Origin of the sequence: Rhodococcus sp. IEGM 27 (assembly GCF_033142305.1) — a bacterium.
Lineage (GTDB): Bacteria > Actinomycetota > Actinomycetes > Mycobacteriales > Mycobacteriaceae > Rhodococcus_F > Rhodococcus_F oxybenzonivorans.
The window spans coordinates 938,375-954,202 of the sequence record NZ_JAWLSG010000001.1; the positions used below are offsets into that span (position 1 = coordinate 938,375).

The 15,828-nt window shown below is 63.8% G+C and carries 15 protein-coding genes; 10 read left to right on the forward strand and 5 right to left on the reverse strand.

All coding sequences use genetic code 11. The annotated features are described in order from the left end of the window. The first annotated feature begins 21 nt into the window (after positions 1-21). From R4P95_RS04430 to R4P95_RS04450, 5 genes are all read left to right on the forward strand, one after another. Positions 22-372 (forward strand): PadR family transcriptional regulator, encoded by a 351-nt coding sequence (locus R4P95_RS04430; RefSeq protein WP_317743708.1) that lies wholly within the window; start codon positions 22-24, stop codon positions 370-372. A gap of 2 nt (positions 373-374) precedes the next feature. Continuing rightward, complete coding sequence (locus R4P95_RS04435; RefSeq protein ID WP_249354003.1) at positions 375-767, forward strand: DUF1048 domain-containing protein; 393 nt, start codon at positions 375-377, stop codon at positions 765-767. Next, the gene (locus tag R4P95_RS04440) at positions 764-1,558 is read left to right on the forward strand and encodes an ABC transporter ATP-binding protein (protein WP_317743709.1); all 795 of its coding nucleotides are present in this window, start codon (positions 764-766) and stop codon (positions 1,556-1,558) included. Before R4P95_RS04435 ends, R4P95_RS04440 begins: the two co-directional genes overlap by 4 nt. Continuing rightward, the gene (locus R4P95_RS04445; protein ID WP_317743710.1) at positions 1,555-2,319 is read left to right on the forward strand and encodes an ABC transporter permease; all 765 of its coding nucleotides are present in this window, start codon (positions 1,555-1,557) and stop codon (positions 2,317-2,319) included. Before R4P95_RS04440 ends, R4P95_RS04445 begins: the two co-directional genes overlap by 4 nt. 94 nt (positions 2,320-2,413) lie before the next feature. Continuing rightward, complete coding sequence (locus R4P95_RS04450) at positions 2,414-2,758, forward strand: hypothetical protein (protein WP_213573543.1); 345 nt, start codon at positions 2,414-2,416, stop codon at positions 2,756-2,758. Positions 2,759-2,816: 58 nt separating this feature from the next. On the opposite strand, the gene R4P95_RS04455 is transcribed toward R4P95_RS04450, so the two are convergent. From R4P95_RS04455 to R4P95_RS04470, 4 genes are all read right to left on the reverse strand, one after another. Next, entirely contained in the window at positions 2,817-3,779 is a 963-nt protein-coding gene (locus R4P95_RS04455; protein ID WP_213573545.1) for a ferritin-like domain-containing protein, read from the reverse strand. 696 nt (positions 3,780-4,475) lie between these two features. Next, positions 4,476-4,796, reverse strand: coding sequence for a MerR family transcriptional regulator (locus R4P95_RS04460; protein ID WP_109334879.1), 321 nt, complete (start codon positions 4,794-4,796; stop codon positions 4,476-4,478). Positions 4,797-4,915: 119 nt separating this feature from the next. Beyond that, positions 4,916-6,559 (reverse strand): FAD-dependent oxidoreductase, encoded by a 1,644-nt coding sequence (locus R4P95_RS04465; RefSeq protein WP_317743711.1) that lies wholly within the window; start codon positions 6,557-6,559, stop codon positions 4,916-4,918. 4 nt (positions 6,560-6,563) lie between these two features. Continuing rightward, positions 6,564-7,280 carry an enoyl-CoA hydratase/isomerase family protein gene (locus R4P95_RS04470; RefSeq protein ID WP_213573549.1) on the reverse strand — a complete coding sequence of 239 codons (717 nt, stop codon included), beginning with the start codon at positions 7,278-7,280 and terminating at the stop codon, positions 6,564-6,566. Between the two features lie 141 nt (positions 7,281-7,421). On the opposite strand from R4P95_RS04470, the gene R4P95_RS04475 reads away from it, so the two are divergent. From R4P95_RS04475 to R4P95_RS04495, 5 genes are all read left to right on the forward strand, one after another. Continuing rightward, positions 7,422-8,966, forward strand: a complete 1,545-nt coding sequence (locus tag R4P95_RS04475) for an AMP-binding protein (RefSeq protein WP_213573551.1) — start codon at positions 7,422-7,424, stop codon at positions 8,964-8,966. 29 nt (positions 8,967-8,995) lie between these two features. Continuing rightward, positions 8,996-10,177: an amidohydrolase family protein gene (locus tag R4P95_RS04480; protein WP_213573552.1), complete on the forward strand. Its 1,182-nt coding sequence runs from the start codon at positions 8,996-8,998 to the stop codon at positions 10,175-10,177. After that, positions 10,174-11,613 (forward strand): FadD3 family acyl-CoA ligase, encoded by a 1,440-nt coding sequence (locus R4P95_RS04485; RefSeq protein WP_213573554.1) that lies wholly within the window; start codon positions 10,174-10,176, stop codon positions 11,611-11,613. Before R4P95_RS04480 ends, R4P95_RS04485 begins: the two co-directional genes overlap by 4 nt. Positions 11,614-11,695: 82 nt before the next feature. Beyond that, entirely contained in the window at positions 11,696-11,926 is a 231-nt protein-coding gene (locus tag R4P95_RS04490) for a DUF3263 domain-containing protein (protein ID WP_213573556.1), read from the forward strand. A gap of 26 nt (positions 11,927-11,952) precedes the next feature. Continuing rightward, positions 11,953-12,405, forward strand: coding sequence for a MaoC family dehydratase (locus tag R4P95_RS04495; RefSeq protein WP_213573559.1), 453 nt, complete (start codon positions 11,953-11,955; stop codon positions 12,403-12,405). 29 nt (positions 12,406-12,434) lie between these two features. Here R4P95_RS04495 and R4P95_RS04500 read toward each other — a convergent pair whose 3' ends face one another. Then, positions 12,435-15,740: a protein kinase domain-containing protein gene (locus R4P95_RS04500; RefSeq protein ID WP_317743712.1), complete on the reverse strand. Its 3,306-nt coding sequence runs from the start codon at positions 15,738-15,740 to the stop codon at positions 12,435-12,437. Positions 15,741-15,828 lie beyond the last annotated feature (88 nt).

A 15,828-nucleotide genomic window follows, 5' to 3' on the forward strand; every position in this document is an offset into this window, starting at 1 on the left:
AGTAGTCGGAAGGAGGGTCCGATGGGCAAGCAGATGACCGAGATGCTCAAGGGCACGCTCGAGGGCATCGTCCTGGCGATTCTGGCCGCGCGGCCGGCGTACGGCTACGAGATCACCGCGCGACTTCGCGAGCAGGGTTTCTCCGAGATCGCCGAGGGCACCATCTACGCCCTGCTGGTCAGGATCGAGCAGCGCGGTCTCGTCGACGTGGAGAAGGTCCCGTCCGAGAAGGGTCCGCCGCGCAAGGTGTACTCGCTCAATCCACACGGTGGCGGGTACCTCCAAGAATTCTGGAAGACGTGGACGTTCCTCGCAGAGCGGATCGACCAGCTCCACCAGCACATCGAACACCCACAGAGCGAAGGAGAGTAATCGTGGCCGCACGATGGATCACGCAGATCACGGGTTCATTCGAGGACAAGAAGCGCTGGCGCCGGTACAAAGCTCGCAAGGAACAGCTCCCCACGAGCTACCGAACCGGGATCGACGGGATCGAACGCTACTTCATGTACGCCGGATCGATCGTCAAGGGCGATGTGCTCATGCAGATGCTCGAGGACCTTGCCGACCTGATCGAGCGCGCCGCCGCCGACGGCACCCCGATCCGCGACATCGTCGGGGACGACCCAGTCGAGTTCGCAGACACTTTCATCCAGAACTACTCGGACGGCCAATGGATCAACAAGGAGCGCAAGCGCCTGACGGACGCCCTCGACAAGGCCGCCGACGAGGGCGTGAACGCGCCGGAAACGGAGAACCGGCCATGACCACCGATCAGGCGCTCGAGCCCGCGATCCGAGTGCGGGGCATCGTGAAATCGTTCAAGGACTTGCAGGTGCTGCGCGGAGTCGACTTCGACGTAACGGCGGGGAGCATCTTCGCGCTGCTCGGCTCGAACGGTGCAGGCAAGACAACGCTGGTGCGAATCCTGTCAACGCTGCTGAAGGCCGACGCGGGCACCGTCACGATTCATGGCTTCGACGTCGCTGCGAAGCCCGACGACGTACGCGAGTCGATCAGCCTCACCGGCCAATTCGCCGCGATCGATGAAGTGCTCACCGGCCGGGAGAACCTCGTGCTGGTCGCCAAGCTGCGCCACCTGAAGAATCCGGGTGCGATCGCCGACGACATGCTCGCCCGCTTCTCGCTCACCGAAGCGGGGAACCGCAAGGCGACGACGTACTCCGGTGGCATGCGACGCCGGCTCGACATCGCGATGAGCCTGATCGGGAACCCGCCGATAATCTTCCTCGACGAACCCACCACCGGGCTGGACCCGCAGGCCCGGATCGAGGTGTGGCAGACGGTCAAGGAACTCGCCAGGACCGGCACGACCGTGCTGCTGACCACCCAGCACCTCGACGAGGCCGAGCAGCTCGCCGACCGCATCGCAATTCTTCACCAGGGCATCATCGTTCAGAACGGCACCCTCACCGAGCTCGAGCAGCTCCTTCCGCCCGCCAAGGTCGAGTACATCGAGAAGCGGCCCTCCCTCGAGGACGTCTTCCTCGCCCTCGTCGGTGACACCACCGTCCCGGCAGGAAAGGAAGCCCGATGACCACCCATGTCCTCGGCGACACCGGCGTCCTTACCGGCCGCTCGCTGCAGCACATCCTCCGCAGCCCCGACACGATCGTCACCACCGCGGTCACCCCGATCGCGCTGATGCTGCTGTTCACCTACGTATTCGGCGGCGCGATCAACACCGGATCCGACCAGTCGTACGGCACCTACATGCTCCCCGGCATCCTGCTCATCACGATCGCGTCCGGCGTCGCGTACACCGCGTACCGGCTGTTCCTCGACATGCAGGGCGGCATATTCGAACGCTTCCAATCCATGCCGATCGCGAGGTCGAGTGTGCTGTGGGCGCATGTGCTCACGTCCGTGGCCGCGAACCTGGTCTCGGTCACGATCGTCACCGGTGTCGCGCTGATCATGGGCTTCCGCACCGGAGCATCCGTGGCTGCCTGGCTCGCGGTCGCAGGCATCCTGGTCCTGTTCACCCTCGCACTGACCTGGATCGCCGTGATTGCCGGACTCTCGGCGAGGACGATCGACGGCGCGAGCGCGTTCAGCTACCCGCTGATCTTCCTGCCGTTCATCAGCTCGGCGTTCGTGCCTACCGACTCGATGCCCGGGCCGGTCGCATGGTTCGCCGAGAACCAGCCCGTGACTTACGTCGTGAACACCATCCGAGCACTGTTCGCCCAGCAACCCGTCGGCACTGACATCTGGATCGCTCTGGGGTGGCTGGTCGGCATCCTCGTTGTCGCCTTCGCCTTCGCGACCGCCATCTACCGGCGCAAGATCAGCTGAGCACGAGGTCTTCCGGGGAAGACCCGCGCCCGCCTCCCCGATCGTGGCGAACCGGCCGATACGGCGTGGTCGGCCGCTCTGGTATGTATTTCGCATGACCCGAACCATCGTTGCGCTGCTGATCCCTGCCGTCCTCTTCCTGGGAGCGTGCAGTTCCGAATCGACCGACACCGACACCGAGGTGAGCGCAACCACCGAGGCGGCGGAGGCGACGGCCGCCGACCTTCCCGCCGTCGCCGACCTGTGTGCCGGCCTGCTCCAGTACGCGAACAGTGCCGAAGCCCGGGCACAGCAGACCGGCGAACCGTTCGACCGCACGAAGGCTCTGAGCGACCTCTTCGACCAGTCGGCCCTCACCCCGGAATGGAAAGACGCCCCGCAAGAACGTAAGGATCAGATGGTCAAGGCCTACGACGCCGCCAAAACCGGCACCTGCTGACCTCACCGACAATTCCGCCGGCCCCCTGTGGGGACCGGCGGAATTCTTCTACGAATCGTCAGCGGATGCCGGCGACTTCCTGCGCGATGGACGCGAGATGAGTTTGGGCGGCGGAGACGATGCCGTGCCGATTCTTGTGCGCTTCCTCGTAGGCGACGACCGTGCGCACATCGGCGGGATCGGTGAGTTCCCTGACCGCAGCGACGGCCTGCGAGACGTTCAGGTCGTCGTAGTCATCGATCGGAAGCTCGCCCGGATCCACGACACCACCCGCGGCGCGAGCCGAATGGATGGCGTCGGCGACACCGCCCGCGCCTTCCCGGCGGGTCACACTCTCCGCAGTTTCGAGGGCGGCATCCCGCGAGGCGGCCAACGTCTTGACTGCGACATCGCCGGCGTGAGCGCCGCGGCTGAGCAACGCACTGAGCAGGGGCGGTGTGGTGCGGGCCGTGTCCAATGCTCGATCGATTCCGCGCGCCGACCAGGTGACCGGGACGTTGAGCAGCCGAATCGTGCTTCCGGCAGCGGCCTGGAACGGCGTGCGTCGCAGAGCTGCCGGGCCGCCGAGCGCATCCTCGGCCAGAACGGTCGAAAGCCAGTCCACGGTTGCGGAATGCGCTGTGATCAATCGGTCCGCGAGACCGACGACTGCCGGCTCCTTCGCGACGGTGGCGAGTGCCTTGATGTAACGCGCGCGGTCGAGGAGTTGATGTTCGAGCGCCAGGTCGCCCAGCAGTGCCTCGTCGAACGGCTGCGCCTGCTCGGCCATCGCCTTGAACACGGCGGCCAGCCGACCGAGGAAGGGCCCGATAACCTCAGGCACACCGCCGAGGTCGCGGATTGCGCGTTCGATGGCCTCGGCGCGCTGACGTCCGTTTTCGGCGTTCTCCGTGAGTTCGCGGCGAACAGCCTCGGTGCGCGCCTGGGCGATGCGAGTCTCTGCTACCTGGATTTCGGTGTTGGTGAGGTCGAGAACGGCACGCAACTGAGTGATCAGCGTTGCGGTGGTGGTGCTGGTCATATATTTCTCCTTCGATAGCTGATGTGGCGGACGAATATCGGTCAGATCACGCTCGAGATGAGAAATGCGGCCAGAATCACTCCAATCAGTACAGAGGTGGCAGTAGCGGCGGCAAGTACCACCGAACCAGTCACAGTCGCCGCGGGTACGGCTGCGATGAGGCCTGCGGTCAACGCGGTTCCCACGGAGAAGCGCCGGTCGGGCGTTCCGTTAGCAGTCTTTGCGTGCCGGGGAGTATGAGGGCGGAAAACGTCATGTGCGGCGAGAGTCATGGTTCACGTCCCGTCTTGCGTCGAGTCTGGGCCAGAGGTCTTCGGGCTGACACACCGGAACTGGCGTTTCCGGTGCGACGCCGGCCGCGGCCTTCTGCACGGCCGGCGTGTCGCTGTTGCGCCACCGACGCAGTGTTGCTCAGCAATTTATCTGCTCCGGCGGGTATAGATTTTATCGTATCGGATAACGACAGAAGTTCAACCCTGCGACGCAAACCCGGCGCGACGCCCGACCGATCTCGACTCCGAAAACATTGCGTGACCAGGCAAAATAGACTGCCCCGTAACTCTTGACGTTCGAGATGTTTTGTGATCTGCAGTGTCACGCATAACGAAAGGGACGCTGGACGCTCGGAAAACGCGCCCACAGAACCGTCCAGTGACGATGACTGGTTGTCGGTGCGATCGATCGCGTACCGCCTTTTCAGGCGGTTGCCTCTTCACGTTCGACCTTCAGGCGGTCGCCTCCATGTTCGGCCGAGTGCAGCCGACCCAGAAGTTCAGCGTTCTCCGCTTCGAGGTCGAGAATCCGCTGTATGCCCGGCAGGTTGATGCCGGCTTCGATAAGTTCGGCGATGCGTCCGAGACGAACCAGATCTTCCTCGCTGTAACGACGGGTACCGCCGCTGGTCCGCGCGGGCGTCAGCAATCCACGCCGTTCGTACAGCCGCAGCGTCTGCGGCCCGATTCCGGTCAACTCCGATGTGACCGCTATTCCATACACCCCGCGACGCGACCGGGGCATGACGTCGAACACCACGAGTGGCTCCCTTCTTCTCAAGGAACCCCACGATGTTAACAGACGAATTAAATGAATCTGCGACCGAGAGCATAGATTTCTGCTCGCCTACGCGTTGCCACCCGTCAATCGTCCGACAAAGCGACGTCGATGAGGGGAAGTTTGACGCGGGGCCGGCCTGCAATTCTTCCTGCAGCCTTCTCCGCGGCGTCGATGTCCCGCCAACGCTCCTTGTCGATCATCTGTGGCCGTCGCCGCGTCACCAACTCTGCCAACGCGGCACGATCCGCTTTCGGCGCGGGAAGGATGCCGGCCTCGAAATCTTCGAGCAGCATCGCGACGGTCTCCTCGGCATCTCCCCGATTGGTGCCGATGATGCCCCGCGGTCCGCGTTTGATCCACCCGGCGGTGTAGACACCGACCGTTCCGGTCACGCGGCCACGGTCGTGGGGAATGACACCGCGCTGCTCGTCGAACGGCACGTCGGCGACAGGCTCGCCGCGGTAGCCGACCGACCTCAGAACAAGGGACGTCTCCACATTCGTGGTGGACTCCGTGCCCACCGCGTTGAGGTCGCCATCGAGAATGTTGTGGACGAGTTCGACCGATTCCACATGATCGCCGCCGCGAATATGGCGCGGGGACACAAGATACCGGAAAACGATGCGTTTGTTACCGGTCGTGCGGGCGCTGTGTGTGTACTCGCGAGCCAGGTCCAGTCCGAGCTTGCGCGATGGCTCGATGTCCGGATCGTCATATACCGCCTGGCTGACCGGGTCGAGCGTCAACTCGGCGTCGTCGATGACGACATCGACCCCGGACAGGTAACCCAGAGCCAAAAACTCCGGCATCGAGTACGCCGCTTGCATGGGCCCACGGCGTCCGAGTACGACAACCTCCCGAATATTACTGCTACGCAACGCTTCCAGCCCGTGATCGGCGATATCAGTCTTGGCCAGCTCGTCCGGATCGATGGTGAGGATGCGCGCGACGTCGAGGGCGACGTTGCCATTACCGACGATTACCGCGCGCTCCCCCGATAGATCGAATGTCCGGTCGGCATAATCAGGGTGACCGTTGTACCAGGCTACGAACTCCGTCGCGGAGTGACTGCCGGGCAGATCCTCCCCGGGTATCTCGAGACGCCGGTCTCCGGATGCACCGACCGCATACACCACGGCGTGATGGTGCTCGCGCAGTTCGGCGAGGGAAACATGCTTGCCCACGTCGACATTGAGAAAGAACTGCAGGGAGGCGGACCTGAACTCCGACGCGAACATGTCCGCGACGCCTTTGGTTTTGGGATGATCGGGTGCGACACCCCCGCGTACCAGACCCCAAGGTGTGGGCAACCGGTCGAACATATCGATCTCGACCCCGCCGCGCCGCAACAGTGCTTCAGCCGTGTAGCACGCCGAAGGCCCGGTGCCGACGATCGCAACACTCAGTGTGCCAGGTTCTTTCGACGGACGCTTCTCTCTGCCTGACAAGGGGGCGGTGTCCGTATCGAGTGGGTGCCTTTCGAAGTAGCCCCGATTGACGTCGGTGTACCGGGTCATCGTGGCGGCGAGGTCGAACTCGGAGAAGATCGCATCCACCGGGCAGGCGCTGACGCATTCGCCGCAGTCGATACAGGTGTCCGGGTCGATGTACAGCATTTCGGTAGTGCTGTATTGCGGATCTCCGGGACGCGGGCGGATGCAGTCGACGGGGCACACCGGAATGCAGCTCGCGTCGCTGCAGCAAGGTTGCGTGATCACGAACGTCATGGGTTCACCTGCTACGGCTCATCACTCGGTCTGCAGCTTGCCAGTGTTCGTCGGCAACCCAGAGCCGCGCGAACGCCGCGACCGCCTCGGCTGCGGAGGCGCCCGCCATGACACGCTTGATTTCACCAGCCGAGCTGTTGGCCAGCGACAGGGCCAGCGAACGCCAACCATCCTCGAAGGACGCCCTTGGCAGGACCAGGTCCACCAATCCGAGACGTTCGGCTTCTGCCGCGTCGAGTACGGCACCCGAGCCGGCCAGCATGAGGGCCTTACCCGGGCCGACGAGCGCGGCGAGCCGCTCGGCGCCACCCCACGCGGGCATGATCGCCAGTGCGACTTGGTTGAAACCAATCTTGATGTCGTCGGCGGCTACCCGGATGTCGGCGGCCACGGCCACCTCTGCCCCACCGCCGAGAGCGTGGCCGTTCAGCGCGGCGACGACGGGCGCCGGGAAGTCCGCGATCTGATCGCAGACCGTCCGCATCCGGCGCGCCATGTCTGCCGCCTGCTCCTCGGTTCTGAGTTTGCTCAGCTCTTTGAGATCTCCGCCCGACACGAAAGCCCGGTCACCGGCTCCTCTGATCACCAGCGCCTTGGCCCCGGCCGCCGCATCGAGCGCCTTCTCCAACTGATCCATGGTCTCCGGCGCGATGGCGTTGCGAGCATGTGGTCGATCGATCGTGATGACCGCCAACTCCTGTTCCAGCTCGAGGTCGACCATGCGCTGTTCTCCATTCCGATATTGGCATTCTTGTTTAGCGAGAATACCATGTTCACAGCTGGCAGACGCCGGCCGGAGCGAGTCCCGACGCCGCGGTGCCGGCCTCGGCGCGGCTCCGTCCACGGGTATTGGAGCTCTCACATGCGGCACGTCCCCCCCGAACTGATCAGACGCTACGAAGAGGAGGGATGGTGGACCCACGACACCATCGGAGACCTGCTCAGGCGCGGTCTCGAGGCCGCCCCCGACACCGAATTCCGGATACACTCGACCGTTCGTCCGTGGTCGGGAACCTTCGGTGACGTCGAGTGCGTTGCCCGTCGGCTGGCGGGCGGATTGCGTTCGCGCGGAGTCGGTCCCGGAGACGTGGTCGCCTTCCAGTTGCCCAACTGGATGGAAGCGGCCGCTGTGTTCTGGGCGTCGGCCTTCCTGGGCGCCACCGTGGTCCCGATCGTCCACTTCTACGGGCGCAAGGAACTCGGATACATCCTCAGCGAGACCAAGCCGCACGTCTTCGTGACCGCCGAACGATTCGGGCGGACCGAGTACGACGCCGATCTGTGCTCGGACGTGCCCGTCGTGGGTGTCGTGGGCCGCGACTTCGACGACCTGCTCGATGAGCACCCGATGCCGGGTACCGTCGAAGCCGATCCGGCGGGTCCGGCGCTGATTGCCTTCACCTCCGGCACCACGAGGGCCCCCAAAGGTGTAATTCACAGTCATCAGACACTGGGTCACGAGACGCGACAGCTCGCGGGCCTCTACCCGCCGGACCGGGGCAGACAGCTCACTGCCGCTCCCGTCGGCCACTTCATCGGCATGGTGAATGCCTTCCTGATCCCCGTTCTGGACGGCACGGCAATCAATCTCACCGACACGTGGAATCCAGCTCAGGCGCTGGCGCTGATGGAGAGCGACGGGCTCACCGTCGGCGGCGGGGCCACCTACTTCGTCACCAGCCTCCTCGACCATCCTGATTTTGCGCCCCGGCATCTGCCGCACATGAAGTACGCGGGCCTCGGCGGGTCTTCGGTCCCCTCGGCGGTGACCACTCGGCTGGCAGATCTGGGCATTACCGTGTTCCGCTCGTACGGCAGCACCGAACATCCGTCGATCACGGGCTCGCGGTACACCGCACCCGAGGACAAACGGCTGTTCACGGACGGGGACGCCCTGCCCGGAGTGGAGGTCCGGTTGGCGGCCGACGGTGAGATCCTCAGTCGTGGCCCCGATCTCTGCGTCGGCTATACCGATCTCACCTTGACCGAGGCAGCGTTCGATTCGGACGGCTGGTACCACACCGGGGACATCGGCACGATCGACGAAGACGGTTACCTGACGATCACCGATCGCAAGGCGGACATCATCATTCGCGGCGGCGAGAACATCAGCGCCCTCGAGGTCGAGGAGGTTCTCCTCGCCATGCCCGAGGTCGCGGAGGCGGCAGTAGTTTCGGCGCCCGACGCCCGCCTCGGGGAGCGGGCGGCCGCCGTACTGCGCCTGCGGCCCGGACACGCCATGCCGTCGATGGACGCCGTCCGCGCTCACTTCGAGCGGGCCGAGATCGCGCGGCAGAAGTGGCCGGAGGAACTGCACCGAGTCGACGACTTTCCACGGACCGCCAGTGGCAAGATCCAGAAGTTTCTGGTGCGGCAGGACATTGCGGCACTCGGCACAAGAGAATAGTATTCTCGTAAATCGATAAGGAGGATCTCATGCCAGTGAACGACTTGCCGTATCCGCTGTTCGACGCGGACAACCACCTGTACGAGACCGAGGAGGCCCTTACCAAGTTCCTTCCCGAGAAGTACAAGGATGCGATCAAGTATGTGCAGGTCGACGGCCGCACCAAGATCGCAATTCGCGGCCAGATCAGCGATTACATCCCCAACCCCACCTTCGACGTGGTCGCTCGGCCCGGCTCGATGGAGGACTATTTCAAGAACGGCAATCCCGAGGGCAAGAGCCGGCGTGAGATCTTCGGCAAATCGATGAAGTCGATCCCGGCCTTTCGTGAGCCGGCCGCTCGCCTCGAGCTGCTCGACGAGCTGGGCGTGCAGCGGACATTGATGTTCCCGACCCTGGCCAGCCTCGTCGAGGAGCGCATGCGTGACGATCCGGACCTGATCCATGTTGTCGTCCACGCGCTCAACGAGTGGCTGTACGAGACATGGAATTTCAACTACGAGGACCGTATCTTCACCACACCGGTGATTACACTGCCGAACGTCGACAAGGCGATCGAGGAGTTGGAGTGGGTGGTCGAGCGAGGCGCCAGGGCGATTCTCATCCGCCCCGCACCGGTCCCCGGCTACAAGGGTTCCCGCTCGTTCGCCCTCCCCGAGTTCGACCCCTTCTGGAAGCGTGTCGTCGAGCTCGACATCCTGGTCGCGATGCATTCCTCGGACAGCGGCTACGCCCGGCACGACGCAGAGTGGGAGGGCAGCGACGGTGAAATGCTGCCGTTCCAGACGAACACGTTCCGGATGGTCAACGAATGGCGGCCCGTGCAGGACACGGTGGCCTCGTGGGTCTGCCACGGCGCGCTGTTCCGCTTCCCCGATATCAAGCTCGCTGTCATCGAGAACGGCTCGAGTTGGCTGAAGCCTCTGCTCGACGTCCTGGCCGACACGTACAAGAAGGCCCCCGAGGGCTTCGGTATGCAAGATCCGGTGGAGGCGATCAAGCGCAGCATCCATGTCAGCCCCTTCTATGAGGAGGGCGTGACCGACCTGATCGAACTGATCGGTGTCGACCAGGTGCTGTTCGGGTCCGACTACCCGCACCCGGAAGGTCTGGCACAACCGCGGCACTTCGCTGACATGCTCGGACACCTGGAGGAGAAGGATCAGGCCAAGATCATGGGTGGCAACCTCGCGAGGTTGATGAATCTATGACGTGGGAGACCATCCCCCAGATGGTCCTGAGCGCGGGCGACCGCTTCGGCACTGCCGAAGCGGTCGTCGACGGGCCGCTTCGGATCACCTTCGCCGAACTCGCCGGCCGAGTTCGGCGAGCCGCAGGGGCATTCGCTTCGGCCGGCATCGACAAGGGTGACCGGGTGGCCCTCTGGGCACCGAACTCGGCCGAATGGATCGTCGCCGCGTTCGGTCTGCTGACCGCCGGCGGCGTGCTCGTTCCCGTGAACACCCGGTACAAGCAGGACGAGGCCGAAGACATCATCCGGCGCAGCGGCGCGAAACTTCTGCTGGTCGAGCAGGGTTTCCTCGGTGTCCAGTACTCGGGACCAGATGGTGTGCCCGTGATCGATCTCAAATCGGCCTTTCTCTCGGACGGCCAGCCCTTCGAATGTGAGGTCAGCGGCGAAGACATCGCCGACATCATGTACACGTCCGGTACGACCGGCCGTCCGAAGGGCGTCATGATGAACCACCGCCAGACGCTCCGCCTCTTCTCGGAGTGGTGCGATCTGGCGGATCTGCGGGAAGGTGACCGTTATCTGATCGTCAATCCGTTCTTCCACATGTTCGGTTACAAGGCAGGTGTGATCGCCTCCCTGATTCGGGGCGCCACCATCCTGCCCGTGCCCGTACTCGAGGTCGATCGGGTACTCGAACTGGTGGAGAAGGAGAAGGTGACCATGCTGCCCGGTCCGCCGACTCTGTATCAGTCGCTTCTGGCAGCACAGGGGAACTGGGATCTCTCGTCCTTGCGTGCAGCGGTGACCGGTTCAGCGGACATCCCGGTCGAACTCATCCGGCGAATTCACGACGAACTGCCGTTCGAGACCATCATGACCGGGTACGGCCTCAGCGAGGGTGGGACGGCAACCGCCTCGCGACCCGGCGACACCTTCGAAGAAATTGCGACGACCGTCGGCACACCCTGCGAGGGAGTCGAATTGCGGATCGCAGCCGACAACGAAGTGTTGATCCGGGGTTACACCGTCATGCAGGGTTACCTCGATGATCCGGCCGCGACCGCGGAAGCCATCGATGCCGACGGCTGGTTGCACACCGGGGATCTGGGGACCCTCGACGACGGGGGCCGGTTGCGCATCATCGGCCGCAAGAAGGACATGTACATCGTCGGCGGTTTCAATGCCTACCCGGCCGAGATAGAGGGATTCCTGCTCGAGCACCCCGCAGTCGACCAAGTAGCGGTGATCGGCGTCCCCGACGAGCGGCTCGGCCAGGTAGGGAAGGCGTTCGTGGTCGCGAAGAACCCTGTCACCGCCGAGGATCTGATCGCCTGGAGCCGTCAGCGAATGGCGGGGTTCAAGGTGCCGCGGACCGTTCGGTTCGTCGACTCGCTCCCGTTGAACGCCACCGGCAAGGTCATGAAGGAGCACTTGAAAGATCTGGTGGGGTAACACCCTCCTTAACCACGCCGGCCGCGCGAAGACAGGACCCGGCGTAGACGCAGAACTCACCCTTCGACATAGGAGGACCGTAATGGACACCGACAGCGCGATGATCGAATTCGCAATCAAGTGGCGGCATTGGGACGGCGGACCCGACGAGGACATCTTCGTCGAGTTCGGTATTCCCGCATACCAGTTCTTCTTCCGACTGCGCCGGCTCCTGTCCACTCACCGATGGCATCAGCTGACGCCCCACCTCGTCACACAACTGACTGATATTTGTGACCGCAGATTGCATGTGCCGCAGACCCGAGCGGGATGATGTGGGCGACGCAGAAAAGGACATACATGAGAGACTTCGCCAACTTCGACATGCTCCGCGCGGCCGCCGGGACCGAGATCGGCACCAGTGACTGGATCACCGTCGACCAGGAACGTATCGACCGCTTCGCGGCCGCCACCGATGATGATCAATGGATCCACGTCGACACCGAGCGCGCCGCGAGCGGTCCTTACGGCTGCACAATCGCACACGGATTTCTGACGCTCTCTCTGCTTGCTCCGATCATCCAGCAGGTCATGACGGTCAGTGGCGCCCGTATGGCCCTCAATTACGGGCTCGGCAGGACACGGTTCATCACTCCAGTGCCCGTCGGTAGCCGAGTTCGCGGTACCGTCGTGCTCACCTCCGTCACCGACATCCCCGGCGGTGTGCAGGTCGCACGAACCGTCACGATCGCCACCGAGGGCGCGCAGCGCCCAGCCTGCGTCGCGGACAATCTTGCGCGATACCTGGTTTGATGTACCAGAACGGGTCGGCCCATCCCACGTCAATCTCGGTCACGAGTGGCCTGATCCGCGACCCACGCCGAGATCTGTGTCCGGGAGGTGAACCCGAGTTTGGTCAGAATGTGCTCGACGTGCCCCTGGGCCGTGCGTGGCGAAATTACAAGGCGGGCAGCAATGGCCCTATTGGTCAGACCCTCGGCGACGAGTGTGGCGACCTGACGTTCTCGCTTCGTCAGTGTGAGTGAAGTTGCGGCCGAAGCCTGCGCCTTAGCGTTATCCGCAGCTTGTTCGCGGAGCGCGTACGCGATCGCGGCGTCGAAATTGAGGCACCGGCCTTCGCTGCGAGCCAGCTCGAATGCCTGTTCACCGAGCGCCTGACGAACTGTCCGCTTGCATTGCTCATGGTGTATCTGCAACTCGGGGAACAACGCCGTGAAGCTGCCCATCGACCGCGCCAACTCCTCGGCCGCGCCCATCAGTACTGCGGCTCGCTTCACGTCCGGCCCAGTTTCCGCGGTCCAGGCCAGTACCTCGAGACACGCTGCGGCAGTAAGAAATCCGCTTCCCTTTCGTGTCAGCTGTAAGGACTTCTCGAGTAGCTCTGCCGCACGATTGGGATTTCCCTGCCGCCAGATGGCAACGGCCATGGCCCTCAGAGCGTACGACCGGTACAGCACTTCGCCACTGGTTTCGGTGACCGTGAGTATCTGCTGACAGCATTCGATCTCTCGCTGCAACTCGCCGAGCTGTCCATACGCCCTCCCCAGTAACTGCAGAACGCCTATTCGTGAGGCATCATCCTTGGGGCCGAACGATGCGAGGACGCTCTCGAAATGCACACAAGCCTGGGCCAAGTCCCCGCTGTACAACGCGAGGCTGCCTTCGGCGCGTCCGATGATGGCCTGCATCCTCGGGTCGTCCGTCGGTTTGGCTATGGCACGCGCCTCTTCCAGAAGGGCATTTCCCGCCTCGAGGTCTCCCTGCAACCCGGCCAGCACAATGCCCGTGCAGAGCGCATCTGCTCGTTCCACCGTCGGTTGGCCGGACGGATGAGCAAGGAGTCGGCCGAGCCAGTGCCGACCCTCACTGAACATAGCTCGTGAGTTCCAGAACGGAAACATGGCGTCGGCGATCCGCAGACCAGTGCCGGAGTTGTCGGATACAGAGAAATCCAGTGCGTCCCGCAGATTCGGCTGCTCCCGCGTGAGCCTGCCAATCCATTCTGTTTGCCGTGAACTGATCCAGTCGGCCTTCGCAGCCAGCGTCAGACGCTCACACCAATCCCGATGCAGTCGGCGCAGTTCTACATACTCGCCACTCTGCCGCAGCTTCTCCTGACCGTACTCACGCAAGGTTTCGAGCAGCCGGAAGCGCACCATCGTCCCGGATTCTTCCCGATTCAGAACTGACTTGTCTACCAGCGACGTTACGGCTTCGAGCAGCTCCTCCGAAGCCATGCCGACGCCGCACACCTGCTCGGCGGCGTCCAGTGAGAAGCTGCCCGCGAACACTGACGCCCGTCCCCACACCCGTTGTTCCTGCCGAGTACACAGCTCGAAGCTCCAATCGACACATAACCGCAACGTCTGCTGTCGTGCCGGCGCCCCCCGACTGCCGCGGGTCAAAAACGCATACCGGTCGGTGAGCCGCTGCAGGATCTGTTCCGGCGACATCACCCGCAACCGGGCGGCCGCCAACTCGATCGGCAATGGCAATCCATCCAGACGGTAACAGATTTGAGCCACAGCGGCCTTGTTCTCCTCGGTCAGTTGGAACCCCGGGACCGCGGAGGTGGCCCGGTCGGCGAACAGCGAGACAGCGTCGTAGCGAGGCAGGCCCTGCAGCGACGGCTCCTTATCCACCCTCGGCACAGTCAGCGGCGGCACCCGCAATGCGGCCTCCCCACCGATCCCGAGAGGCTCGCGGCTCGTCGCAAGAATCCGCAGATCCGGACAGCTCTTCAAGAGTGTCTCCGCCAGCTCCGCGGTCGCGTCCAACACTTGCTCACAATTGTCGAAAATCAGCAGCAGCTCCCGCGTCGCCAGGAACTCGACCAACACGTCACCCAACGGCCGTGCCGGGTGATCGCGCAATCCCAGCGCGGCGGCCACCACCCCGGTCAGCAGCGAGTCGTCGGCAAGTTCCCCCAACTCCACCAGCCACACCCCGTCGCGATACGCACGTTGGACCCTCTCGCCCACGCGCCGCGCCAAACGGGTCTTGCCGACACCGCCTACCCCGGTCAAGGTCACGAGATGTGACACCGAGAGCATGTGCTTCACGTCGCCGGCTTCAGTACGGCGACCGACAAAACTGGATAGTTCGAGAGGAAGGTTTCCCCTCATACCCCGAACGGCGTTCGCGGACGACGAGTAGTGCGCAAGGTCAGGTTCCTCCACGGAGTCGAAGCCGGAGCGGACGGTGGCCTCTCGCGGCTGTGTGGCCGGCGTGGCGGGCAGCGCCATTTCGTCAATCGCAAAGCCGTGCTTGCGCTGCATCTCACGAAGTTCACCACCCAGTCGTGTAGCGGACGGCCGGTCCTGCGGATTCGGTGACATCACTTGTTCGATGAGTGCGGCTACGTCGTCCTCTACGCCGCGCTCACGTAGGTCCGGCATCGGCTGCTTGGTGATCCGCACGAACTGGGCGACCACCTGCTCACCGCTTCGCCGCTCGAACGCCGCGTGACCAGTCAGAGCGCTGAAGAGAGTTGCACCGAGGCTGTAGATGTCCGAGGCTTGGCTGGGCGGTTCACCCTTCAGGACCTCCGGGGCAGTGAACGCCGGTGAACCGGTCACAACGCCGGCGCGGGTCTCGAAGCCGCCGGCGATGTGCGCGATCCCGAAATCTGCAAGCGCCGGCTCACCGTAGTCGGTCAGAAGAATATTCGCGGGCTTGACATCGCGATGCAGAACGCCGAGCTGATGCACCGCCGCCACAGCCCCGGCCATCTTCACCCCGAGCGTCAGCACCTCCGACAACGAAAGAGAACTGCGCCTCCGGATCCGCGTCTCCAGCGACCCCTGCGAGTGGTACTGCATCACGAGGTAGGGACTGTTGCGCTCGGTTGCGCCCACCTGCAGGACATTGACGATGTTCGGGTGCCCGCTCAGCCGGCCCATCGCGCGCTGCTCCCGGAAGAAGCGGGCCCGATTTTCCTCGTCGAGATCGGTGGTAAGTACCTTCACCGCGACGGTGCGGTCCAGTTCCGGCTGGGTACAGCGATACACCACACCGAAGCCACCGCGCCCGATTTCCTGGACGTCGACGAACCCCGCCGCTTCGAGCTCGGCGGCTACTGTGGGAACAACACACCGCTGCGTGTCGACTGGATCGTCTTCGTTCATAGCTCGGCCAACTCATCTGTTCGCGACCCCCGGCGCTGGGCAGCCCGCACTCACCTCTCGCCCGGGGTCCTTCGATGATATCGCCACC